We start from the raw sequence: 21285 nt of genomic DNA, 5'->3' as shown, positions 1-21285 counted from the left end.
CCGCTCTGCAAAGGTATGGCCGTGCACCTTTGGATGACTGGGAGGGCGGCGTGACCGGACGGCCGTTGATCGGTGTGAGCACCTATCTGGAGGCGGGGGCCCGCTGGGGCGTGTGGGAGCTGGAGGCGGCGCTGCTGCCGGCCGGCTACCACCGGCTGGTGCAGCGGGCCGGGGGGCTGGCCGCGCTGCTGCCGCCGGACGAGCCGGAGCGGGCCGCCGCGGCCGTGGCCCGGCTCGACGGGCTGGTGATCGCGGGCGGGCCGGACGTGGACCCGTCCCGGTACGGCGCCGAGCGCGACCCCCGCACCGGCCCGCCCGCCCCCGCCCGCGACGCCTGGGAGCTGGCCCTGATCGAGGCCGCGCTGGCCGCGGGCACCCCGGTGCTGGGGATCTGCCGGGGCATGCAGCTGCTGAACGTCGCGCTCGGCGGCACGCTCGTGCAACACCTGGACGGACACGCCGAGGTGGTCGGCGCGTTCGGCAGCCACCCGGTCAAGCCGGTGCCGGGCACCCGGTACGCCGCCGCCGTCCCCGAGGAGACGGCCGTGCCGACCTATCACCACCAGGCCGTGGACCGGCTCGGCGAGGGCCTGGTCCCCTCGGCCCATGCGGCGGACGGCACGGTCGAGGCGATCGAGCTGCCGGCCGGGCGGGGCTGGGCGCTGGGGGTGCAGTGGCATCCGGAGATGGGCGAGGACCTGCGGGTGATGCGGGCGCTGATCGCCGCCGCGTCCTGAGTCAGAGCCGCCGACGCAGCCAGGCGAGGGCCGCCTCGCCCTGGGCGCGCTGGAAGGGGCGCAGGGTGGGCAGGCCGGGCGGGGCCGGCTTCAGCGCGCTGCTCAGGAAGTAGCCGGTGAGCCCGGCCAGGGCGGCGGTCACGGCGTCGCGGTCCGCGTCCCGGCCCAGCGGATGCGCGGTGAACACCTCCTCCGGGTCCGGTCCGCCCTGCGCCCGCACACAGGGCAGCAGGACGAGCAGATCGAACCAGGGGGCGGCGCGCAGGGCGTGCGGCCAGTCCACGAAGACGACGCCGCCGTCGGCCGTGAGCAGCACGTTGTCCGCGCGCAGGTCGGCGTGGGCGAGGGTGTCCCCCGAGGCGCCCTCGGCCCACCCGGCCTCCAGCGCGGCGAGGTCGGCCAGGTGGTCGGCGACCCAGTCGCCGAGCGGGCCGCGGACGTCACCGGCCTCGCCGTCCAGCAGCCGGCGCCAGCCGTTGAAGGTGTCGGCCAGCTCTTCCGCGACGGGCGGGACGTCGATCGGACACGGCGTGCCGCTGCGGCCGAGCACGGCCACGGCGTCCAGCACGCGGTCCAGTTCCTCCGGCCGCCAGGGCACGTGCGGCTGGCGTCCGGCGACCTCCTCGAAGACCAGCGCCACCCAGGTGCCGTCGTCGTAGGTGCCGAGCAGCCGGGGCGCGGGCACGGTGGCCGGGAGCGCGGCGGCGTTCCGGGCCTCCAGGCGGTGCAGGGCGGGGCTGTGCGGGTTGGTCTCGGCGCTCACCGCCTTGACGAAGCCGGTGCCTCCGGCGGCGGTGCGGAGCCGGGCGGCGACGCCGGGCGAGAAGCCGCCACGCTGGGTTTCGGCGTGGACGACGGGCGCCCCGAGCAGGGTGCCCACGGCGTCCTGCACGGCTTTGGGGAGGTCTTCCCAGGGGGCGCGGACGCCTGCGGCGGGCGGGGCGGTGGTGGTCATGCGGCTTATGGTGCCGGGTCGGTTGATCGGCTGACCAGGGATTTTCGGGGGCGCGCCGAGAAACGTACGGCGATCTTCCGAGTGCGGGTCCTGGTGGGCTGGTCGCGCAGTTCCCCGCGCCCCTGCCGGAGTTGCGGCCGCCTGCACGACCATCGCGCCGCCGCCACTACCTGCCCAGTCTCATCCCCGCGTCAGCGACAACAGCTCCCGCGCCGGTCCGGCGGGGCGGTGGCCCGTCGGCCAGACCGCCCGCAGGTCACGTCGCAGCGCGACCCCCTCCACCGGGATGCTGACCAGCCGCCGCATCGCCAGCTCCTCCTTCACCACCAGCTCACTGAGCACCGACGGCCCCGCCCCGCTGACCGCCGACGCCTTCACCGCCGTGGTCGAGGACAGCTCGATCAGCGGCCGGGCCGGGCCCCCGAGCGCCGCGTCCAGGACCTGCCGGGTACCCGAGCCGCGCTCGCGCAGGATGAGCGGGGTCTCGGCCAGCTCGCGCGCCGTCAGCGGCCGTCGGCGCCGGGCCCAGGGGTGCCCCGGGGCGGTGACGACGATCAGCCGGTCGTGGGCGATCACCGTGGAGTCCAGCCCGCTCGGCACGGTCAGCCCCTCCACGAAGCCGAGGTCGGCCTCCCCGGCCAGCAGCAGCTCCGCGACCTTCGCGGAGTTGCCCGCGAGCAGCGACACGGCGGTGTCGGGGCGCTCGGCGTGCAGCGCGAGCAGCCAGCCGGGCAGCAGGTACTCGGCGATGGTCATGCTGGCCGCGACCCGCAGCCGCGAGTCCCGCCGGTCGCGCAGCGCCCGGGCCCCCGCGTCGAAGGCGGCCGCCGCCTCCACCACCCGCCCCGCCCAGTCCGTCACCAGCGCCCCCGCGTCCGTGAGCCGGGAGCCGCGCGGCGAACGGTCGACCAGGGCCACGCCCAGCTGCCGCTCCATGGAGCGGATCCGGCTGCTGGCGGCGGGCTGGGTGATGCCGAGCTCCCGTGCCGCCGCGCCGAGACTCCCCAACCGCGCCACGGCCAGCAGCAGTTCCAGTGCGGCGAGGTCCGGCACCCGGTGCGCGAGCGACCCCGTACTCTCCTGGCCGCCCTGTTCCGCGCCCGGTCCCCGTCCCCGCACCTCACTCATAAAACCAGCTTATGTCCTCATAGAGGGGAACTCCCTGGTCAGCCGCCACCCGGGAGGAGAGGCTCGTGACATGGTCACCGCAGCCCCGCCCACCGCCGTCCCCCGCCTGCCCCGGATCCGCCGGCTCGGCCCCAACTGGTACGCCTGTGTCATGGGCACCGCCGTCGTCGGCTCGGCCGGTACCGCGCTTCCGGGGCAGGTGCCGGGGCTGCGCGGGGTCCTCGCGGCCGTCTGGGCGCTGAGCCTGCTCCTGCTGGTGACCCTGCTCGGCGCCCGCGCACTGCACTGGCGGCACCACCGCGACCAGGCCCGCGCCCATCTCCTCGACCCGGCCATGGCGCCGTTCTACGGCTGTCTGTCCATGGCCATGCTGGCGGTGGGCGGCGGAGCCATGACGGTCGGCCGGGACTGGATCGGCACGACGGACGCGGTCGCGCTGGACGCCGTGCTGTACACCGCCGGTACGGCCATCGGGCTGGCGGCGGTCGTCGCCGTGCCGTACCTGATGGCCGTACGCCATCGCGTGGAGCCCGGACAGGCCAGTCCGGTGTGGCTGCTGCCACTGGTCGCGCCGCTGGTGGCCGGGTCGCTCGGCCCGCTGCTCGTGCCGCATCTGCCGCCCGGCCAGCCCCGCCAGACGCTGCTGCTGGCCTGCCTCGCCATGGTCGGGCTGAGCCTGTTCGCCGTCCTGCTGACCCTGCCGATGATCTTCACCCGGGTGCTGGCCTCCGGCCCGCTGCCGCTCGCGCTCACCCCGACCCTGTTCCTGGTGCTGGGCCCGCTCGGGCAGTCCACCACCGCGGCCGGCCTGATCGCGGACACCGCCGCCGGGGTCGTACCGGCGCCGTACGCGCGTGGCCTCTCGGTGTTCGCCGTGCTGTACGGGGTGCCGGTGATGGGGTTCGCGCTGCTGTGGCTGGCGCTCTCGACCGCGCATGTCGTGCGGGCCCGGCGGCGGGGCATGGGGTTCGCGATGACCTGGTGGGCGTTCACCTTCCCGCTCGGCACCTGCGTCACCGGCGCGGCGGCGCTGGCCCGGCACACCGGGCTCACCGCGTACGGCGTCCTCACCGTGGTGCTGTACGGCATGCTCGTCGCGGCCTGGCTCGCGGCCGCCTGCGGAACCGTACGGGGCCTGCTCAGCGGCGCGCTGCTCGCAGCGGACCGGCCAGCACCCGCGGCGCCTCGGCCAGTGACGGCCCGTACCAGGTCAGGTGCCGTCCGCTGACCAGGGCGCAGGGAAGGCCCGGAAAGGCCTCGGGGCCGTCCTCGGGGGTGAAGCGGTAGGGCTCGTCGGGCAGGACGACCAGGTCGGGGGCCGCCGCACACAACTCGGCCAGGGGGACGCGCGGGTAGCGCTCGGGATGGGCCGCGTAGCGGTGGTCCACGCCCAGACGGGCGAGGACGTCACCGGCGAAGGTGTCCCGGCCGAGCACCATCCAGGGGCGGCGCCAGACGGGGACGACCGCCGTCCTGCGCTCGGCCGGCTCCGGCAGGTCCGCCCAGACGGCCTCCGCCTCGTCCAGCCAGCGCGGCCGGCCCGGTGCGCCGCACGCGGCCAGCATCCGCTCCAGCTCGGCGAACGCCTGCGGCACCGTGCGCACCTGAGTGACCAGCACCTCCAGGCCCGCCGCGCGCAGGGCCTCGAGGTCGGGTGCGCGGTTCTCCTCCTCGTTGGCGACCACCAGGTCGGGGGCGAGCGCGCGGATGCGGTCGAGGTCCGGGTTCTTGGTGCCGCCGACGCGGACGACGTCCAGCTCGCCCGGACGGACGCACCAGTCCGTGGCGCCGGCCAGCGCGCCCGGCAGGGTCGCGGCCACCGCCTCCGTGAGTGACGGGACGAGGGACACGATCCTGGGCCGCCGCACCCGGGCGGACGTCACGTGCGCCACCTACCGCGACCGGTCCTGGACCGCCTCGATGTGCTCGGCGACCGCCACCACGACGATCCGGGTGTCCGGGACCGTGGCCCGCCAGCGGTGGCGGACACCGCCGGTCAGGTAGAGGGTGTCGCCGCGGCCCAGGCGGTAGGCGCGGCCCTCCGCCTCGATCTCCACCGCGCCGTCGGCGACGTACATCAGCTCGTCGTTGCGGTGCTGGAACTCGCGGCCGGCGTCGTGGTCGCCGGTGATCTCGGAGGCGTGCAGCTGGTGGTGGCCGCGGACCAGGGAGCGGGTGCGGGGCGCGAAGTCGTCCTCGGCGACCGGCTCGGCGCGTACGACGTCCACGCTGGCCGCGGGGTCGGCTGCGGCGAGGAGTTCGACGGCCGTGGTGCGCAGGGCGTCGGCCAGCTTCTCCAGGGAGGTGCGGCTGGGCCGGGCCCGGTCGTTCTCGACCTGGCTGAGGAAGGGCACCGACAAGCCGGTGCGCTCGGCCACGGCGGCGAGCGTCAGCTCCAGCGCACGGCGGCGCCGCCGCACGGCCGCGCCCACGCGCACGGGCTGCTGCTCTTTGTGGTCGCCCATCGCTCCGACTCCCTCCCTCACTCGGCGTGCCGCTGTCCGCGTGCCCACCCCGGGCACGCCGTTTCACTGATGGCTTCTCTGCACCCTACGCATGTTCGGCGAACCGTTTCACGCACCTGTCGCATCACTGACATGCCCACGATCCCGCACCATCACGGTTCACGCCAGCATCAGCGGGCCGCGGATCCGCCCGGCGCCGGGCTTTCCGGGGGGCGCGTGCCGACCACCCGGGCCGGGCGCCGCCGCCTGGGCCAACGATCCTCACGCATGGTGATTGGCCGGATTCTTACCGTGGACACCGCGGGGACCCCGAGACCCCTCCCGCGCGGGCCGCTGCCGTGCCCGTGACTGTCAGTGCCGTGCGGCATGATGCGAGCGTGACCGGACGACTCATGCTCCTCGACACCGCCTCGCTGTACTTCCGCGCCTACTTCGGCGTCCCGGACTCCGTGAAGGCCCCGGACGGCACGCCGGTGAACGCCGTGCGCGGGCTGCTGGACTTCATCGACCGGCTGGTCAAGGACCACCGGCCGGAGCACCTGGTGGCCTGCATGGACGCCGACTGGCGGCCGCAGTGGCGGGTGGACCTCATCCCGACGTACAAGGCGCACCGGGTCGCCGAGGAGCACCCGGACGCCCCGGACGCGGAGGAGGTGCCGGACACCCTCGCCCCGCAGGTGCCCGTCATCGAGGCCGTGCTGGACGCGATCGGCATCGCCCGGGTCGGCGTCGCGGACTACGAGGCGGACGACGTGATCGGCACCTTCACCGCGCGGGCCACCGGCCCGGTCGACATCGTCACCGGCGACCGGGACCTGTACCAACTGGTGGACGACCAGCGCGAGGTGCGCGTGCTGTACCCGCTCAAGGGCGTGGGCACCCTCCAGCTGACCGACGAGGCGGTGCTGCGCGAGAAGTATGGGGTCGACGGGCGGGGGTACGCGGACCTGGCACTGCTGCGCGGCGACCCGAGCGACGGCCTGCCGGGCGTGGCCGGCATCGGGGAGAAGACGGCCGCCAAGCTGCTCGCCGAGTTCGGCGATCTGGCCGGGATCATGGCGGCGGTCGAGGACCCGCGGGCGAAGCTCACCCCGTCGCAGCGCAGACGGCTCACCGAGGCCCGGCCGTATGTGGCGGTCGCCCCGAAGGTGGTGCGGGTGGCCGCGGACGTACCGCTCCCGGAGGTCACCACCGCCCTGCCGAGCACCCCGCGCGATCCCGCGGCCCTCGAGGAACTGGCGCGGCGCTGGGGTCTCGGCGGCTCCCTGCAACGGCTGCTCACCACGCTCGCCGGCTGACCGCGACCGGAATGTTCCGGCAAAAAGCTTGTCATCGAGATCTCCGAGAAGGGGCGTCAACTCCACGCCGAGTGCTAACTTAGGTAAACCTAACCAATTGCAGGAGGCCGTGATGGCAGAGCGTCCCGAACGGAAGCCGCGCAAGCCCTATACCGCCCAGGTGGTGCGCACCGAGCGCCTCACCCCGCATATGCAGCGCGTGGTGCTGGGCGGCGACGGCCTGACCGGCTTCGCCGCGGACACCTGCACCGACCACTACGTCAAGCTGCTGTTCGGGCCGGCCGGCGTGAGCTACCCCGAACCCTTCGACCTGGAGCGGATCCGGGCGGAGTTCCCGCGCGAGCAGTGGCCGGTGACCCGGACCTACACCGTGCGCGCCTGGGATCCCGAACAGCGCGAGCTGACCCTGGACTTCGTCATCCACGGCGACGAGGGCCTGGCCGGACCGTGGGCCACCCGGGTCCAGCCCGGCGAGACGGTGCGCTTCATGGGCCCCGGCGGCGCCTACCGCCCCGACCCTCAGGCCGACTGGCACCTGCTCGCCGGTGACGAGAGCGCGCTGCCCGCCATCGCCCGCGCCCTGGAGACCCTGCCCGACGACGCCCGCGCCCACGCCTTCGTCGAGGTCTCCGGCCCCGAGGAGGAGCAGAAGATCGACACCGATGTGGAGATCGTCTGGCTGCACCGCGGGGACCGCCCGGTGGGCGAGGCGCTGCTCACGGCCGTACGGGAGCTGGACTTCCCGGCGGGCCGGCCGCATGTGTTCGTGCACGGCGAGGCCGGCTTCGTGAAGGAGCTGCGCCGGCTGCTGCGCGTCGAGCGGCAGATCCCGCGCGAGGACCTGTCGATCTCCGGCTACTGGCGCCTCGGCCACAACGAGGACGGCTGGCAGGCCTCCAAGCGCGAGTGGAACGCCCGCGTCGAGGCCGAGCAGGAGGGCGGCGCGACGGCCGCGTAGCAGCGCTCCGCCCTCAGCGCGCCGTCTGGTTCAGCTTGCCGAAGGGGATGTGCACGCTGGGCGTGGTCCGGGACGTGCTCTCCAGGTGGGTCACCTGGTCGTCGAAGAAGATGTGCGGTCGCAGCACCTTCATGACCGCACCCTTCTCGATGCCGCCCAGGAAGAAGGCCCCGTTGGCGGTCACGCCCCACTGCTTGAGGCTGTTCACCGCGCGCTCGTGCGCCGGCGCGTTGCGCGCGGTCACGATGGAGACATGGACCCGGATCGCGTAGTCCGGGTCGGCCATCCGCCGCTCCTCCTCCCGGCGCTGTATCCGGTTCACCCCGGCGAGGAAGTCGCGCAGCGGCCCGGGGTCGTGCGGGGTCGCCACGTTACGGGCCTCGTGCGCGCGGAACTCCTCCAGCCCGGCGGACTGGTACACCTGCTCCGCGGTGTCACCGGCGAGCACCCCGTCGAAGTCGAAGGCGATCCGCAGCTCCGGGTCGGCGGGGTCGTCGGCGTACGACTCCCCCAGCACATGTCCGGCCGGCAGTCCGGCGGCGACGGCCTCGCGCACGTCGCTGCCGTTCGCGGACAGGAACAGGGACATGTTGAGCGCGGTCATGAACACATACGGCGACCGTCCCTGCATGAACACGGCCCGGGTGATGGGCAGTTCATGGGCCTGGATGGACCGCATCACCCGCAGGCCGGTGTCCGGGTCGTTGCGGGAGAGGATGATCACCTCGACCAGCGGGTCCCCCGGCTCGCCGAGGTCGTTCAGCGACAGCAGCCTGCGGATGAACGCGAAGGCGACCCCGGGCCGGAGCGTGTCGTCGACGTGCTCCTCCTGGTAGGCCCGGTAGGCCTCCTCACCCTGCTCCCGGAAGACGGCGTCCGACTCCCGCAGGTCGAACAGGGCGCTGGAGGCGACACCGACGACGAGTCGGTTCGCAAGATCGTAGGCCGGCATGCCCTCCATCTTCACACCGACGGAGCACCGCACACCCGCCCCGGCGGCTCAGTCGTCCCGGAGCCGCGCGTGCAGGTGGACGTCGTGCCAGCCGTCGGGGTGCAGCAGCGCGCTGCGCTTGGTGCCCTCCAGGGCGAAACCGGCCTTGGCGGCGACCCGGCAGGACGCCTCGTTGGCCAGCGCGTGCAGCAGTTCCAGCCGGTGCAGACCGACCTCCTCGAACGCCCAACGGGACAGCGCGGTGGTGGCCCGGGCCGCGACACCCCGGCCGCGCGCGGCCGCCGTCGTCCAGTACGCGACCTCGGCGACACCGTCGGCACACCGGATCTCCCGGAGCGCGACCCGGCCCAGCAGCTCGTCCGTGTCCTCGGCGACGACGGCCCACTGGGCCTGGTCCTCACCGGCCCAGGACTGCTGCCACTCGGCGATCCAGCCGGCCGCCTCCTGCTCGGAGTCGCAGGCCTTGATGTGCCACTGGTGCATCAGCGGATCCTGGAAGGCGCGGTGGACGGCGGGCGCGTCACCGGCCCGCCAGGGGCGCAGCAACAGGCCGTCCCCGCCGGGCAGGACGGGCTGCGGGGCGGCGGCGAGGGATCCGGGGGCCACGACGGGACCGGTCAGCAAAGGCATGATCCCCATACTGCCGACCCCACGGCCGCCGGTTCACCCGGTTTTCGCCTCGTACCCTGGAGCCCGACGAGCCGCCCTACCCCTGGATCCGATGAGACGCCGCACACCGCCCCCGCCCGCCCCGCTCCCCCAGCGTGCCGGGGTCGATCCGGTACGGGTGCGGCTGCCCGCCGCCGGGCCGTGGGCCACCGTACGGGAGCATCTTGTGGCGCGGCTCACCGGCGCCGGACCCGGAGTGGTGGAGGGCATGTTCGACGAGGGGCTGGTCGTCGGGGCCGACGGGCGGCCGGTGGCACCGGACGCGCCCTACCGACCGGGCATGTTCGTGTGGTTCCACCGCGAGCTGCCCGCCGAGGTGCCGGTGCCGTTCCCGGTGGAGGTGGTGTACCGGGACGCGCACATCGTCGTGGCCGACAAGCCGCACTTCCTGGCCACCACCCCGCGCGGCACCCATGTCGCCGAGACGGCACTGGCGCGGCTGCGGCGGGACCTCGGCATCCCCACCCTGACGGCCGCGCACCGCCTGGACCGGCTGACGGCCGGCCTGGTGCTGTTCACCGTACGGCCCGAGGAGCGCGGCGCCTACCAGACGCTGTTCCGGGACCGGGCGGTCCGCAAGGAGTACGAGGCGGTCGCGCCGTACGACCCCGCGCTGGAGCTGCCCCGGACCGTGCGCAGCAGGATCGTGAAGGAGCGCGGGGTGCAGGCCGCCCAGGAGGTGCCGGGCGAGCCGAACGCGGTGACCCGGGTGGAGCTGGCCGGGCACCGCGGCGGCCTCGCCCGCTACCGGCTCGTCCCGCACACCGGGCAGACCCATCAGCTGCGGGTGCATCTGAACGCGCTCGGGGTGCCCATCCTCGATGACCCGCTGTACCCGGAGGTGACCGCCCCGGTGCCGGCCGGCGACTTCCGGCGGCCGCTGCAACTGCTCGCGCGGCGGCTGGAGTTCACCGATCCGGTCACCGGGGTGGAGCATGCGTTCGTCAGCTCGCGCACGCTCGACGCCTGGCCGGCCCCGGGGGTCTGACCCCGGTCACTCGCCGCGCCACCAGTGCAGCAGGCGTCGCCACAGACCCCGTGGGCGCACCGGTTCCGGCACCGCGGGGGCGGCCGGCGGCGGGGCCACGGCCGGGGACGGCCTGGCGGGGCGGGGGGTCTCCGGCTGCGGATTGGCGGCCGGGGCCGGGTCGGTGCGCAGGGTGCCGACCTGCCAGGTGGCGCGCTGGGCCGGGACCGCCATGGTGCGCGGCGCGAGGTCGACGTCCTGCTGCGGCTTGGGTTCGAAGCGCACCGGCAGCGCCACCAGGTGCCGGGAGGCGATCGAGGACCGCCAGTGCAGCTCCTCCTCGGCGCAGTCCAGCTGGATGTCCGGCAGCCGGGTCAGCAGCGCGTCGACGCCGACGTCGGCGATGGCACGGCCGATGTCCTGGCCGGGGCACTCGTGCGGGCCGCCGCCGAAGGCGAGGTGGGAGCGGTTGCCCTGCATGCTGGCGGACAGGTCCGGGCGGATGCGCGGGTCGAGGTTGCCCGGCGCGGGGGCGAAGAGCAGCCCGTCGCCCTTGCGGATGCGCTGACCGCCCAGCTCGGTGTCCTGCTTGGCGTAGTAGGCGAAGACCGTGCTGAACGGCGGCTCGTCCCACAGGGACTGCTCGATCGCCTCCGGCACGGTCATCTGGCCGCCGTTGAGCTGGGCGCGGAAGCCGGGCTCGGTCAGGACCATGCGCAGCGCGTTGGCGAGGAGGTTGGCGGTGGCCTCGTAGGCCGCGAAGAGGACGACGCGCAGATGTTCGCGGACCTCGTCGTCGCTGAGCCCGGCCCGGTGGGTGACGAGATGACTGGTGAAGTCGTCCTCGGGCCGGGCGCGCCGCCGGGTGGTGAGCCGACTGAGCGCGTCCATGACGTAGGCATGGCTCTGGATGGCGGTGGCGGTGCCCTTCAGGGCGTCCCGGGCGGCCTGCACCATCCGGTCGTTGTACTCCTCGGGCATGCCGAGGATCTGACACATCACGGCCATCGGCAGGTGCTCGGAGAACTGGGAGACCAGGTCGGCCCGGCCTCGCTCGCAGAAGCTGTTCACCAGGGCCTGGGTGGCGCGGCCGATGTAGCGGCGGACGCTGCGGTGGTCGATGGTGGCCATGGCCGCGGTGACCGCCCCGCGCAGCCGCTGGTGCTCGTCGCCCTCGGCGTGCGAGCAGATGGGCTGCCAGGCGATGTGCGGCATCAGCGGGTGGTCGGGCTTGACGGTGCCGTCGAGCAGCGGGCTCCAGATCCGGCTGTCCCGGGTGTACTGCGAGGGGCTGCGCACCATCTGCATGTTCTCGGCGTGGCCGAGCACCACCCACATGGGCACGTCGTCGTGGAGCAGGACGGGGGCCACGGCGCCGTGCTGCTCGCGCAGCCGCTCGTAGAGGTCGCCGAGGTCCGTCGCTTCGGGGCCGTAGAGCCGTTGCACTCCCCCGGGGCCGAGCCCGTGCGCCGGGCAGCCCGGCGGAGGGCCGGAGGTGGGGTCTGTGCCGGTCAGGGAGGGGGATTCAGACGTCACGGTGTCGCTCCGGAACGGAAGGAAGGGGGTGTGGCGGTCGGTCGGCCGCCGGAGGGGTCAGATGAGGGCGCGGGAGAGGGCCAGCGAGTGCAGGAAGCGCATCAGGGTCAGCAGGACGTCCTTGCTGGAGGCGCGGCGCCGCACATCGCAGTCGACGATCGGGATGTCCGGGGTCAGGTCCAGCGCGGTGCGCAGCTCCTCGAGGGGGTAGCGGGGAGCGTCCGGGAAGGAGTTGACGGCGACGACGAAGGGCACGCCGCGCTCCTCGAGCCGGCCCATGACGTCGAAGCTGACCTCCAGTCGCCGGGTGTCGACCAGGACGACCGCGCCGAGCGCCCCTTCGAACAGGCCGTTCCACAGGAACCAGAAGCGTTCCTGGCCAGGGGTGCCGAAGAGGTAGAGGACCAGTTTGTCGGTGATGCTGATGCGGCCGAAGTCCATGGCCACGGTGGTGGCCGTCTTGGAGTCGGAGCCGTAGTTGTCGTCGACGCCGATCCCGGCCTGGGTCATGGTCTCCTCGGTGGTCAGCGGTCTGATCTCGCTGACGGAACCGACCATGGTGGTCTTGCCGACGCCGAAGCCGCCCACGATCACGATCTTCACCGCGGCCTGGGCCGTGTGCGGCAGATGGTCCTCGGTGCGTGGGCCGGGGATCGTGTCAGAGCTTTTGAAGTCCATGCATCACCGCTTCGAGAAGTGAACGGTCGGGGACCGCCCGGCGGACGATCGGGGCGCGTGCCTGCACCAGTTCGGCCGTGATCATCTCGGTGATCAGGACGGTCATCGCGCTGAACGGCAGATTGAGATAGGCCGAGAGTTCGGCCACGGACAGCGGGGCCGTGCACAGCCGGAGCACGGCCGCCTGCTCGGGGGTGGCGGCGGGCGTCACCGGGGAGCGGGCCACGATCAGGGTCACGAGGTCGAGTTCGGCCCGCAGACCGTCGGCCTCGGCGACGGTGTAGAGCCGTTCGGGGTTCCTGGGCGGGGCCTGACCGTCCGCCGGCCGGGGCGGGGAGGGCGGCGGGGGCGGCGGCTTCGGCTGGCGCCGTTTGCGTCGCGGAGGAGTCATACGGTCTGCCCGTTCCGCCGGGGCGGACTGGTGAGATGGGCGCCGATCCGGACGACGAGGTCGCGCATCATGGCGCTCATCCGGCCCGGTTCGCAGGTCACGTCGGCCAGGACGGCGAGGTAGGCGTTGGGACCGGCGTTCATGAGGTAGAAGTAGCCGCCTTCGATCTCGATGACGACGACCTTCATGTCGCCCGCGCCGGGGATCTCCTGGATGATGGCGCCGGCCAGGCTCTGCACGCCCGCACAGGCGGCGGCCACCCGGTCGGCGGCGTCGGGGTCGCCGCCGTACCGGGCGATGCGCAGTCCGTCCGCGGACAGGACCACGATCATCTCGATGCCCGGTACTCCGTCGTTCAGCTGCTTGAGCATCCAGTCGAAGTTGCCTCGCTGCTGGATCACTTGAGGTTCCCCTCGTCGTCGGCCTCGGTGGGGTCGGCCGAATCATCGATCAGGTGCAGGTACTTGGTGGGATTGAGCGTGAAGTCGGTCAGTTCGGCGGCGGTGGCGTCCTCGGGCATGCCCTTGCGCAGGCCGTTCCAGAAGTCCTCCATCCACATGCCCGGGGGGCGTTCCATGAGCTTCTTGCGCTCGGGGTCGATCTCCGGCTCGGGTTCCGTCCTGGTCTGGGACCAGATGGTCGGCCTGCCCTCGCGCTCGGCCTGCTCGATGGCGGCCTGCTCGGCGAGCCGCTGGGCCAGCGGGGTCTTCACCCGGCTGCGGCGCTGCGGCAGTCCGTTCGCCGTCCACTCGGTGACCTCGGGGACGTCGTCCTCCATGGAGATCCCGGCGGGAATCTTGGGGCTGGTGGGGCGGCGGCGCTTCGGCGGGCGCTTGGGGCCCTCGACCGCGCCGAGTTCCTTCATCGGGATGCCGGTGGCGCCGATGCCGTGCGCGGCCCCCACGCCGGGTTCGGTGGTCGTCATCACGCGCGGCACGATGAGGATCGCGCGGACGCCGCCGTAGGCGGAGGCGCGCAGCGAGACCTCCATGTTGAACTGCTTGCAGAGCCGGCCGACGACGGCGAGGCCGAGGCGCGGGTTCTCGCCCAGGTTGTGGGCGTCCTCGCCGTTCTTGGCGTCCTCGATCATCTGCTCGATGCGGGCCCGGGACTCCTCGCTGAGGCTGACGCCCGCGTCCTCGATCTCGATGGCGATGCCGGTCTGCACCTCGACGGCGGTGACATGGACCTCGGTCGCGGGCGGCGAGTAGCGCGTCGCGTTGTCCATCAGCTCGGCGGCGGCGTGGATGACCGGCTCGACCGCGGTGCCCTTGATGTTGATGGTGACGATGGAGTTCAGCTTGATGCGGCGGTACTCCAGGATGCGGGACATCGCGCCGCGCAGGGTGCTGTACAAGGAGACCGGCAGGGGCCACTGACGGCCGGGCCGGCCGCCGCCGAGGACGCCGATGGTGTCGGCGAGACGGCCGATCAGCGAGGTGCCGTGGTCGATGCGCAGCAGGTCGTCGAAGACCTCGGGGTTGCGGCCGTGGTCCTCCTCCATCTCCCGGAGTTCCTTGGCCTGCTGGTGGACGATGGCCTGGACGCGGCGGGCGATGCTGACGAAGGAGCGCTCGGTGGCGTCGCGCATCGAGATCTCGTCGTCGGCGCCCTTCAGCGCGATACGGAACAGCTCGCGGTAGGACTCGGGCAGCGCACGCAGCTCGGGATCGCAGTCGTAGACGTTGATCAGCACCTCCCGCAGCTGCTCTCCCTTGCGCAGCCGGAGCAGGCCGAGGGGCAGGATGTCGGTGGCGAACTTCTCGATCAGCTCGTCGTGCGCGGCGAGCCGGTTCTCCAGGTACGCCGTGTGCCGGGCGTGTTCGGCCTGTACCTCGCGCAGCCTGCGCCCGCGGCGGGCGGCCTCGCCCGCGGTGGCGAGGAGCAGCAGCACGGCCAGCGCCCCGCACAGCAGGACGGCGAGCCGTCCCGCGGCCGGCGCCAGCGCCGCGGCGGCCCCGGTCGCGGCGGCCATCACTATGGCCGGGGGCAACAGCACGCGCGCGTAGGGACGTTCGCGGCGGCCGGGAGGCTTCTGAACACTCACCATGGGTGCCTTCTGAGACGAATCGGCTGGGTGTCGGACGTGCGTGTGAGGGGAAGGTTCATGGAACTGTCAGGATCCAACGGATATTTGGGAACAAGCGCACGAATTGCCTCAACTCGGTGCGCCGCGGGCGAGCTTAGTCCGACCGGATCATCGCCGTGTCATATTCGGCAAGCACCTGAAATCGCCCCTGCACCAGGAGTACGCTCAGCTGCATTTACACGCTGAGACGCCACTCGCACACGTTCGGTGACGGTGTACGGACGTGCGAAAGCGCCTCCCCGAAGAGAGTGAAAAGGGCGCCGAACCACCCGCTAAGACGAGCAGTTCAGCGCCCTCGAGAATCAACCCGATCGCATGAATCGCCGGGCACGGCAGCCGGTGGCTACCCCACGGACGAGTAGGCGACCACACCCCGCAGCAGCTGGTCGACGGCCTTGCGCGCGGCCTTGGCCACGGTCGACCCCTCGACCGGCGCCGCGGCGGAGATCTGCCCGAGGATGTCGATCACCTGCTTGCACCAGCGCACGAAGTCGCCCGCGGGCATCTCGGCCTCGCGCAGCACCTCGTCGAGGCCCTTGCCGGACGCCCACATATAGGCGGCCCAGGCGAAGCCGAGATCGGGCTCGCGCTGGCCGACCCCTTCCGTCTGGTTGATCCGGAACTCCTCCTCCAGCGCGTCCAGCCGGCCCCAGATACGGACCATCTCGCCGAGCGCGGCCTTCGCGTTGCCGGAGGGCAGCTTGGGCGCCATCGCGTCGTCGCCGACCCGGGCCTCGTACACCAGCGCCGAGACGCAGGCGGCGAGTTCGGCGGGGCCGAGGCCCTCCCAGACCCGCTCGCGCAGGCATTCGCTGGCCAGCAGGTCGAGTTCGCCGTAGAGCCGGGCGAGCCGCTTGCCGTGCTCGGTGACCTCGTCACCGCGCAGATAGTCCAGCTCGGTCAGCAGGGCCACGATCCGGTCGAAGGTCCGGGCGATGGTGTTCGTACGGCCCTCGATACGGCGCTCCAGCTGCGAGGTGTCGCGCAGCAGCCGGTGGTAGCGCTCGGCCCAACGGGCGTGGTCCTCGCGGTCGTTGCAGCCGTGGCAGGGGTGGGCCCGGATCGCCGTGCGCAGCCGTGCGATCTCCCGGTCGTCGGCCGCCTGCGAGCGCCGCTTGCGGGCCCGCTCCGGCGGGATGTGCCCGGCCTTGGTGCGCAGCGCGGAGGCCAGGTCCCGGCGGGACTGCGGGGAGCGCGGGTTGAAGGACTTCGGGATCCGCATCCGGTCCAGCGGCTCGACCGGCACCGGGAAGTCCATCGACGCCAGCCGCTTGACCTGCCGCTCGGCCGTCAGCACCAGCGGGCGCGGCCCGTCGTGGTGGTCGAAGCCGCGGTGGCCGCCTGCGCGGCCGGCCGGCAGACCGGGGTCCAGCACCAGGGCGAGCCCCGCGTACTTGCCGGTGGGCACGTGGATGACGTCACCCGGCTTGAGCTTCTCCAGCGCCACCGCGGCCTCCGCGCGGCGCTGGTCGGCGCCCTGCCGGGCCAGCTCGGTCTCCCGGTCCTTCAGTTCGCGGCGCAGCCGCGCGTACTCCTCGAAGTCGCCGAGGTGGCAGGTCATCGAGGCCTTGTAGCCGGCCAGGCCCTCCTCGTTGCGCTGCACCTGCCGGGAGATCCCGACCACCGACTTGTCGGCCTGGAACTGCGCGAAGGAGGTCTCCAGCAGCTCGCGCGAGCGGTGCCGCCCGAACTGCTCGACCAGGTTGACCGCCATGTTGTACGACGGCTTGAAGCTGGAGCGCAGCGGGTAGGTGCGGGTGCCCGCGAGACCGGCGAGGTGCTCCGGGCTCATCCCCCGCTGCCAGAGCACCACCGCATGGCCCTCGACGTCGATGCCGCGGCGGCCGGCCCGGCCGGTCAGCTGGGTGTACTCGCCGGGGGTGATGTCGGCGTGCTGCTCGCCGTTCCACTTGACGAGCTTCTCCAGCACCACCGAGCGGGCGGGCATGTTGATGCCGAGCGCGAGGGTCTCGGTCGCGAACACGGCCTTGACCAGGCCGCGCACGAACAGCTCCTCCACGACCTCCTTGAAGGTCGGCAGCATGCCCGCGTGGTGCGCGGCGATGCCCCGCTCCAGGCCCTCCAGCCACTCGTAGTAGCCGAGGACGTGCAGGTCCTCCGGCGGGATCGAGGCGGTGCGCTCCTCGACCAGGGCGCGCACCTTTTCCCGCGCCTCCTCGTCGTTGAGCCGGAGACCCGCGTACAGGCACTGCTGGACGGCCGCCTCACAGGCGGCGCGGCTGAAGATGAAGGTGATCGCCGGGAGCAGGCCCTCGGCGTCCAGGCGCTCGATGACCTCGGGGCGGCCCGGCGTCCACACCCGCGAGCGCTGTCTGCGCTCCCGCTCCCGGTCGGCCTCGCGCATCGCACGGCCGCGCCGCCGGTCCTGGTACGACGGTCTGGTGGCCTCCATACGGGCCAGCCGGGCCAGATCGGGGTTGACGGCCTTCTTGTGGCCCTCGCCCTCCTCGAACAGGTCGTACATCCGGCGTCCGGCGAGGACGTGCTGGAACAGCGGCACGGGCCGGTGCTCGGAGACGATCACCTCGGTGTCGCCGCGGACGGTGTCCAGCCAGTCACCGAACTCCTCGGCGTTGGACACGGTGGCGGAGAGCGAGACCAGGGTGACCGACTCGGGCAGGTGAATGATCACTTCCTCCCAGACGGCGCCGCGGAAGCGGTCGGAGAGGTAGTGCACCTCGTCCATGACCACATAGCCGAGGCCGAGGAGGGTCTGCGAGCCGGCGTAGAGCATGTTCCGCAGCACCTCGGTGGTCATCACGACCACCGGGGCGCCGGAATTGACACTGTTGTCGCCGGTGAGCAGGCCGACCTTGTCGGCGCCGTAGCGGCGGCACAGGTCGGCGTACTTCTGGTTCGACAGCGCCTTGATGGGTGTCGTGTAGAAGCACTTCTTGCCCTGGCGCAGGGCGAGGTGGACGGCGAACTCGCCCACGATCGTCTTGCCCGAGCCGGTGGGGGCGGCCACCAGCACGCCCTTTCCCGCTTCGAGTGCCTGGCAGGCCTCGATCTGGAAGGGGTCGAGGCCGAAGTCGTACATCTCGCGGAAGGGTGCGAGCGCGGTGGCCTGCTCGGCTGCCCGCTTGCGGGCCGCCGCGTACCGCTCGGCCGGTGAGAGATCCTCTGTCATCGTGCTTTCGAGCGTACCGGGCCCCACTGACAACAGGACGATCATTATGCGGAACGTGCGCTCATCGGCCCTCGGGACAGCAGGTGGTGCGCACACAGCGGACGCCCCCGGCCCGGTGGTCATCCGGGGCGGGGGCGTCGCAGCTGCTGCGGGTGACGGGCAGATCACGTCACGTCGTCGTAGCCGTTGACCCGGTCGAGGCCGGGCCGCTCGGGGGCGGCGGACGCGGACACGGCCTCCACCTCGCCGATCTCCTCGGGCGTGAGGTCCAGCTCGGAGGCCTCGTCGTCGGCGGGTCCCTGGGCCTCGCGGCGCGCCCGGCGCCGGTCGTTGAGCAGCGCGAAGGCAGCGGCGATGAAGAACAGCGCCCAGATCGGCGCGGCCAGCGCCAGCATCGTGCCCGGGTCGGGGCTGGGCGTGGCCGCGGCCGCGAAGGCGGCGATGCCGACGACCATGCCGCGCCACCAGCCGAGCATGCGCCGCCCGGACAGCACGCCGGTGAGGTTGAGCATGACCAGGAGCAGCGGCATCTCGAAGGCGAGACCGAAGACGACGACCATGCGCGTGACCAGGTCGAGCAGGTCGTCCAACGGCAGCAGGTTCTCCGCGCCGCTGGGCGTCAGGTCGATCATGAACTTCGCCGTCGTGGGCAGCACGTGGTAGGCGAGGTAGCCGCCGCCGAGGAAGAGCGGGAAGCCCATCCCGACGAACGCGTAGGCGTACTTCTTCTCGTGCCGGTGCAGGCCGGGCGCGACGAACGCCCACAGCTGGTACAGCCACACCGGTGCGGCCAGCACGATGCCGGCCGTCAGCGCGACCTTCAGGGCAAGGGTGAACGGCGCCAGCAGGCCGCTGACCGTGATGTGCGCACAGTGGGCGTCCTTGGACTTGGCCAGCTCGCCGAAGGTCTGCGAGCATCCGATCGAGTCCAGCACCGGCCTGGTGATGACGTCGATGATGTCCTTGTAGAAGAAAGCCGCCACCACGGTGACGACCAGGATCGCCAGGACACCCTTGGCGAGCCGGTTGCGCAGCTCACGCAAGTGATCCGCGAGCGGCATCCGCCCCTCGGGGTCCCTCTCCTTCTTGCGGGCAGGCTTGAGCAACCCACATCCTCATCTCGTGCAGCGGACCGGACGCCCCGGTCCTCGCGTCAGCGCTGGGTGGTGTCGGTCGGCTCGTTGACCGGGCGGGAGCTGGTCACGTCGCCGGGCGCCGCCTGGATCGTGCGCTGAGCCGGGGTCTGCTCCTCGGTGGACTGCGCGGAGGCGGTGGGCTGCTTGCCCTCCTCCTTCATGGCCTTCGCCTCGCTCTTGAGGATGCGCGCGGACTTGCCGAGGGAGCGCGCCATGTCCGGAAGCTTCTTGGAACCGAACACGAGGACGATCACGAGAATCAGCAGCACCAGGTGCCACGGCTCAAGTGCGCCACGAAACATAAGTCTTCACCTTCTCACTGAGGCGGGGCGGCGGGGCATGTCCGACGGGTCGGACAAGTGTCTGACCATCGTGCTGGCAGCGATCGTAACGCGCAGGGATGAACGGTGGACAATCCCTGTGCGTACGCCCGCTTCCGCGGACCGCGCCTCGTACTCCGGGCCGCGACCAGCAGCGTACCTGGCCGGACGGTCAAGGTGACAGGGCGAAGTGACCCAAAGCGCATGACATCACGCTCACAGCGCGTCCACGGTCCGGGCCGCGCTCACGGTGGCCCGCTCCAGCTCCTCGGCCGCCCTGTTGATACGGCGCGCGGAGTCGGCGACCTGCTGCCCGAGGCGCCGCGCCTCCAGGAAGACCCGGACGGCGAGCACCCCCAGCACGGCCAGACCCAGAAAACCCATGGCTACCGCGAACATCGGCCAGAACATGACGTCGAGACTAGACCGTCCCGCCCCGGGAGCCGCAGCCGCCTACACCGTGGAGTGCAGCCGCAGGGTCCGCACCCCGCCGCCGGTGAGCAGCTCGACGATGCGCTCCCCGGCCGGTTTGCGCACGGCGGCACCGCACTCCGGGCAGGTGAAGGAGTAGAACGTGGTCCGGCTGCTGGCGCCGATGGCGAGCCGCAGCGCGCTCGCGGCCAGCTCGAAGCGGCCCCGGCAGTCCGGGCAGCCGGCCCGGAACACCACGGGCGCCACCCGTCGCATCCCGGCGAAGGCCGCCGCCACCGTCATCTCGCTCGCACCGGTCACCGGAGACTCGCTCACCGCACTCGCTCCTTCTCCTGGTCGTTCGCCCGGCACGCCGCTGGAAGACGCCGCGGCGCGCCGCCACCCGGCCGCCGGGGCCGGCCGCCTTCCGGGTGCCGGCCGCTCACTCCGCCGGCGCCGTGTCGTACGCCGCCAGCGCCTGCGCGGCCGCCGTCCGGGCGCTCTCGGCCAGCTCCGGCGGGGAGACGATCCGGCCGTCCCGGCCGAGCCGCAGCGCCAGCCGGCGCAGGGAGGCCGGATCGGGGGTGCGCAGAGTGATCCGCAGCCCGCCGTCGGGCAGTTCGTCCGCGCTGTCGTGCGGGTAGTACTCGGCGACCCAGCGGCCGCCCGGCCCCACCTCGATCACCACCTCGGGATCCTCGGCGGCCGGCTGCACCAGCCCCTCGGACAGGTCGCGCAGCTCTATCTCGGGCGGTGCGGACGGCTCGTCCAGGATTCTGATCTCGGCGACCCGGTCGAGCCGGAAGGTGCGCCGGGCCTCCGAGCGGCGGCACCAGGCCTCCACATAGGTGTGGCCGACGCTGACCAGGCGGATGGGGTCGATCTCCCGCTCGCTGACCTCGTCCCGCGCGGGCGAGTAGTAGCGGATCCACAGCCGGCGCCGCTCGGAGATCGCCCGGTCCACGTCGGCGAAGACCCCGCCCTCGGACTCGAAGGTCACCGACAGCCGGGAGCTGGCGCCCGCGGCCTCCCCGGCCGCGGTCTCCACCTTGGCGGTCGCGCGCAGCAGCGCCTGCCGGTCGCTTTCCCGGAGGCCGGGCAGGGTGGCCACCGCGCGGGCGGCCACCAGCAGTGCGGTGGCCTCGTCCGCCGCGAGCCGCAGCGGCTCGGCGGCCTCCTCGCCGAGCGCGGCCGGGTTGTGCCACCAGATGCGCTCGCCGTCGGTGTCGATGTCCAGCAGATCGCCGCCGCGGAAGCTGGTGCCGCACATGGGCAGCAGATCCAGGTCGGCGACCAGCTCGTCCTCGGTGATGCCGAACGCCCGGGCGACGTCCGCGATCCGGGCGCCGGGGCGCTCGCGCAGATAGGTCACCAGGGAGAGCATCCGCCGGGTCTGGTCGATGGCGTTCACGGGCCTGACCGGTTTGCCTGCCACTGCCGCTCC

22 protein-coding genes are annotated in these 21285 nt (G+C 72.7%); 5 read left to right on the top strand and 17 right to left on the bottom strand.

Annotation, left to right across the window (positions count from 1 at the left end; translation table 11 throughout):
- Positions 1-50: 50 nt before the first annotated feature.
- Positions 51-737, top strand: a complete 687-nt coding sequence (locus ACWCV9_RS08390) for a gamma-glutamyl-gamma-aminobutyrate hydrolase family protein (RefSeq protein WP_450784888.1) — start codon at positions 51-53, stop codon at positions 735-737.
- Between the two features lies 1 nt (position 738).
- Here ACWCV9_RS08390 and ACWCV9_RS08385 read toward each other — a convergent pair whose 3' ends face one another.
- Together ACWCV9_RS08385 and ACWCV9_RS08380 are read right to left on the bottom strand one after the other, a co-directional pair.
- Positions 739-1692 (bottom strand): aminoglycoside phosphotransferase family protein, encoded by a 954-nt coding sequence (locus tag ACWCV9_RS08385; protein ID WP_450784887.1) that lies wholly within the window; start codon positions 1690-1692, stop codon positions 739-741.
- A gap of 180 nt (positions 1693-1872) precedes the next feature.
- A complete protein-coding gene (locus ACWCV9_RS08380) occupies positions 1873-2820 on the bottom strand; it encodes a LysR family transcriptional regulator (protein WP_450784886.1) in 948 nt (315 codons plus the stop codon).
- Positions 2821-2890: 70 nt separating this feature from the next.
- Here ACWCV9_RS08380 and ACWCV9_RS08375 point away from each other — a divergent pair, with 70 nt between their 5' ends.
- Positions 2891-4048: a TDT family transporter gene (locus tag ACWCV9_RS08375; protein ID WP_450784884.1), complete on the top strand. Its 1158-nt coding sequence runs from the start codon at positions 2891-2893 to the stop codon at positions 4046-4048.
- Here ACWCV9_RS08375 and ACWCV9_RS08370 read toward each other — a convergent pair.
- Together ACWCV9_RS08370 and ACWCV9_RS08365 are read right to left on the bottom strand one after the other, a co-directional pair.
- Entirely contained in the window at positions 3960-4703 is a 744-nt protein-coding gene (locus ACWCV9_RS08370) for a helical backbone metal receptor (protein ID WP_450784882.1), read from the bottom strand. The genes ACWCV9_RS08375 and ACWCV9_RS08370 overlap by 89 nt on opposite strands.
- Positions 4704-4712: 9 nt before the next feature.
- Positions 4713-5285 (bottom strand): helix-turn-helix domain-containing protein, encoded by a 573-nt coding sequence (locus tag ACWCV9_RS08365; protein WP_385844515.1) that lies wholly within the window; start codon positions 5283-5285, stop codon positions 4713-4715.
- Between the two features lie 377 nt (positions 5286-5662).
- On the opposite strand from ACWCV9_RS08365, the gene ACWCV9_RS08360 reads away from it, so the two are divergent.
- Together ACWCV9_RS08360 and ACWCV9_RS08355 are read left to right on the top strand one after the other, a co-directional pair.
- The gene (locus tag ACWCV9_RS08360; protein ID WP_450784880.1) at positions 5663-6583 is read left to right on the top strand and encodes a 5'-3' exonuclease; all 921 of its coding nucleotides are present in this window, start codon (positions 5663-5665) and stop codon (positions 6581-6583) included.
- A 112-nt stretch (positions 6584-6695) separates the two neighbouring features.
- On the top strand, positions 6696-7541 hold the full coding sequence (locus tag ACWCV9_RS08355; protein WP_450784878.1) for a siderophore-interacting protein: 846 nt from the start codon (positions 6696-6698) through the stop codon (positions 7539-7541).
- Positions 7542-7554: 13 nt separating this feature from the next.
- On the opposite strand, the gene ACWCV9_RS08350 is transcribed toward ACWCV9_RS08355, so the two are convergent.
- A complete protein-coding gene (locus ACWCV9_RS08350; protein WP_385844518.1) occupies positions 7555-8493 on the bottom strand; it encodes a 5'-nucleotidase in 939 nt (312 codons plus the stop codon).
- 48 nt (positions 8494-8541) lie between these two features.
- A complete protein-coding gene (locus ACWCV9_RS08345; RefSeq protein WP_450784876.1) occupies positions 8542-9123 on the bottom strand; it encodes a GNAT family N-acetyltransferase in 582 nt (193 codons plus the stop codon).
- Positions 9124-9214: 91 nt separating this feature from the next.
- Between ACWCV9_RS08345 and ACWCV9_RS08340 the strand changes: the two genes are divergently transcribed.
- Entirely contained in the window at positions 9215-10150 is a 936-nt protein-coding gene (locus ACWCV9_RS08340) for an RluA family pseudouridine synthase (RefSeq protein WP_450784874.1), read from the top strand.
- Between the two features lie 6 nt (positions 10151-10156).
- Here ACWCV9_RS08340 and ACWCV9_RS08335 read toward each other — a convergent pair whose 3' ends face one another.
- From ACWCV9_RS08335 to ACWCV9_RS08285, 11 genes are all read right to left on the bottom strand, one after another.
- A complete protein-coding gene (locus ACWCV9_RS08335) occupies positions 10157-11665 on the bottom strand; it encodes a cytochrome P450 (RefSeq protein ID WP_450784872.1) in 1509 nt (502 codons plus the stop codon).
- A 57-nt stretch (positions 11666-11722) separates the two neighbouring features.
- Positions 11723-12343 carry a GTP-binding protein gene (locus tag ACWCV9_RS08330; RefSeq protein ID WP_385844522.1) on the bottom strand — a complete coding sequence of 207 codons (621 nt, stop codon included), beginning with the start codon at positions 12341-12343 and terminating at the stop codon, positions 11723-11725.
- Entirely contained in the window at positions 12324-12734 is a 411-nt protein-coding gene (locus ACWCV9_RS08325; RefSeq protein ID WP_450784870.1) for a DUF742 domain-containing protein, read from the bottom strand. Before ACWCV9_RS08325 ends, ACWCV9_RS08330 begins: the two co-directional genes overlap by 20 nt.
- Positions 12731-13135: a roadblock/LC7 domain-containing protein gene (locus ACWCV9_RS08320; protein WP_385844524.1), complete on the bottom strand. Its 405-nt coding sequence runs from the start codon at positions 13133-13135 to the stop codon at positions 12731-12733. The genes ACWCV9_RS08325 and ACWCV9_RS08320 overlap by 4 nt, the downstream gene beginning before the upstream one ends.
- Positions 13132-14784 carry an ATP-binding protein gene (locus ACWCV9_RS08315; protein WP_450784868.1) on the bottom strand — a complete coding sequence of 551 codons (1653 nt, stop codon included), beginning with the start codon at positions 14782-14784 and terminating at the stop codon, positions 13132-13134. The genes ACWCV9_RS08320 and ACWCV9_RS08315 overlap by 4 nt, the downstream gene beginning before the upstream one ends.
- Positions 14785-15166: 382 nt before the next feature.
- A complete protein-coding gene (locus ACWCV9_RS08310) occupies positions 15167-18019 on the bottom strand; it encodes a DEAD/DEAH box helicase (protein WP_450784866.1) in 2853 nt (950 codons plus the stop codon).
- 119 nt (positions 18020-18138) lie between these two features.
- Positions 18139-19080, bottom strand: coding sequence for a twin-arginine translocase subunit TatC (gene tatC / locus ACWCV9_RS08305; RefSeq protein WP_450784864.1), 942 nt, complete (start codon positions 19078-19080; stop codon positions 18139-18141).
- A 47-nt stretch (positions 19081-19127) separates the two neighbouring features.
- Positions 19128-19412 (bottom strand): Sec-independent protein translocase subunit TatA, encoded by a 285-nt coding sequence (gene tatA / locus ACWCV9_RS08300; RefSeq protein WP_450784862.1) that lies wholly within the window; start codon positions 19410-19412, stop codon positions 19128-19130.
- 234 nt (positions 19413-19646) lie between these two features.
- Positions 19647-19841, bottom strand: coding sequence for a hypothetical protein (locus tag ACWCV9_RS08295; protein ID WP_385844529.1), 195 nt, complete (start codon positions 19839-19841; stop codon positions 19647-19649).
- A 42-nt stretch (positions 19842-19883) separates the two neighbouring features.
- Positions 19884-20177 carry a hypothetical protein gene (locus tag ACWCV9_RS08290; RefSeq protein ID WP_450784860.1) on the bottom strand — a complete coding sequence of 98 codons (294 nt, stop codon included), beginning with the start codon at positions 20175-20177 and terminating at the stop codon, positions 19884-19886.
- Between the two features lie 106 nt (positions 20178-20283).
- Entirely contained in the window at positions 20284-21276 is a 993-nt protein-coding gene (locus ACWCV9_RS08285; RefSeq protein WP_385844531.1) for a helix-turn-helix transcriptional regulator, read from the bottom strand.
- Positions 21277-21285 lie beyond the last annotated feature (9 nt).

This window comes from Streptomyces sp. NPDC001606, from assembly GCF_053596835.1.
Note: the sequence above shows the minus strand (reverse complement) of the source record. Positions and strands in the feature narration are given on the sequence as shown.

What these genes read in the sequence shown, in the direction of transcription:
- ACWCV9_RS08385 (WP_450784887.1), bottom strand. Translation starts at nt 1,692, where the DNA reads ATGACCACCACCGCCCCGCCCGCCGCAGGCGTCCGCGCCCCCTGGGAA.
- ACWCV9_RS08380 (WP_450784886.1), bottom strand. Translation starts at nt 2,820, where the DNA reads ATGAGTGAGGTGCGGGGACGGGGACCGGGCGCGGAACAGGGCGGCCAG.
- ACWCV9_RS08375 (WP_450784884.1), top strand. Translation starts at nt 2,891, where the DNA reads ATGGTCACCGCAGCCCCGCCCACCGCCGTCCCCCGCCTGCCCCGGATC.
- ACWCV9_RS08365 (WP_385844515.1), bottom strand. Translation starts at nt 5,285, where the DNA reads ATGGGCGACCACAAAGAGCAGCAGCCCGTGCGCGTGGGCGCGGCCGTG.
- ACWCV9_RS08355 (WP_450784878.1), top strand. Translation starts at nt 6,696, where the DNA reads ATGGCAGAGCGTCCCGAACGGAAGCCGCGCAAGCCCTATACCGCCCAG.
- ACWCV9_RS08350 (WP_385844518.1), bottom strand. Translation starts at nt 8,493, where the DNA reads ATGCCGGCCTACGATCTTGCGAACCGACTCGTCGTCGGTGTCGCCTCC.
- ACWCV9_RS08345 (WP_450784876.1), bottom strand. Translation starts at nt 9,123, where the DNA reads ATGCCTTTGCTGACCGGTCCCGTCGTGGCCCCCGGATCCCTCGCCGCC.
- ACWCV9_RS08340 (WP_450784874.1), top strand. Translation starts at nt 9,215, where the DNA reads ATGAGACGCCGCACACCGCCCCCGCCCGCCCCGCTCCCCCAGCGTGCC.
- ACWCV9_RS08330 (WP_385844522.1), bottom strand. Translation starts at nt 12,343, where the DNA reads ATGGACTTCAAAAGCTCTGACACGATCCCCGGCCCACGCACCGAGGAC.
- ACWCV9_RS08325 (WP_450784870.1), bottom strand. Translation starts at nt 12,734, where the DNA reads ATGACTCCTCCGCGACGCAAACGGCGCCAGCCGAAGCCGCCGCCCCCG.
- ACWCV9_RS08315 (WP_450784868.1), bottom strand. Translation starts at nt 14,784, where the DNA reads ATGGTGAGTGTTCAGAAGCCTCCCGGCCGCCGCGAACGTCCCTACGCG.
- ACWCV9_RS08310 (WP_450784866.1), bottom strand. Translation starts at nt 18,019, where the DNA reads ATGATCGTCCTGTTGTCAGTGGGGCCCGGTACGCTCGAAAGCACGATG.
- tatA (WP_450784862.1), bottom strand. Translation starts at nt 19,412, where the DNA reads ATGTTTCGTGGCGCACTTGAGCCGTGGCACCTGGTGCTGCTGATTCTC.
- ACWCV9_RS08295 (WP_385844529.1), bottom strand. Translation starts at nt 19,841, where the DNA reads ATGTTCTGGCCGATGTTCGCGGTAGCCATGGGTTTTCTGGGTCTGGCC.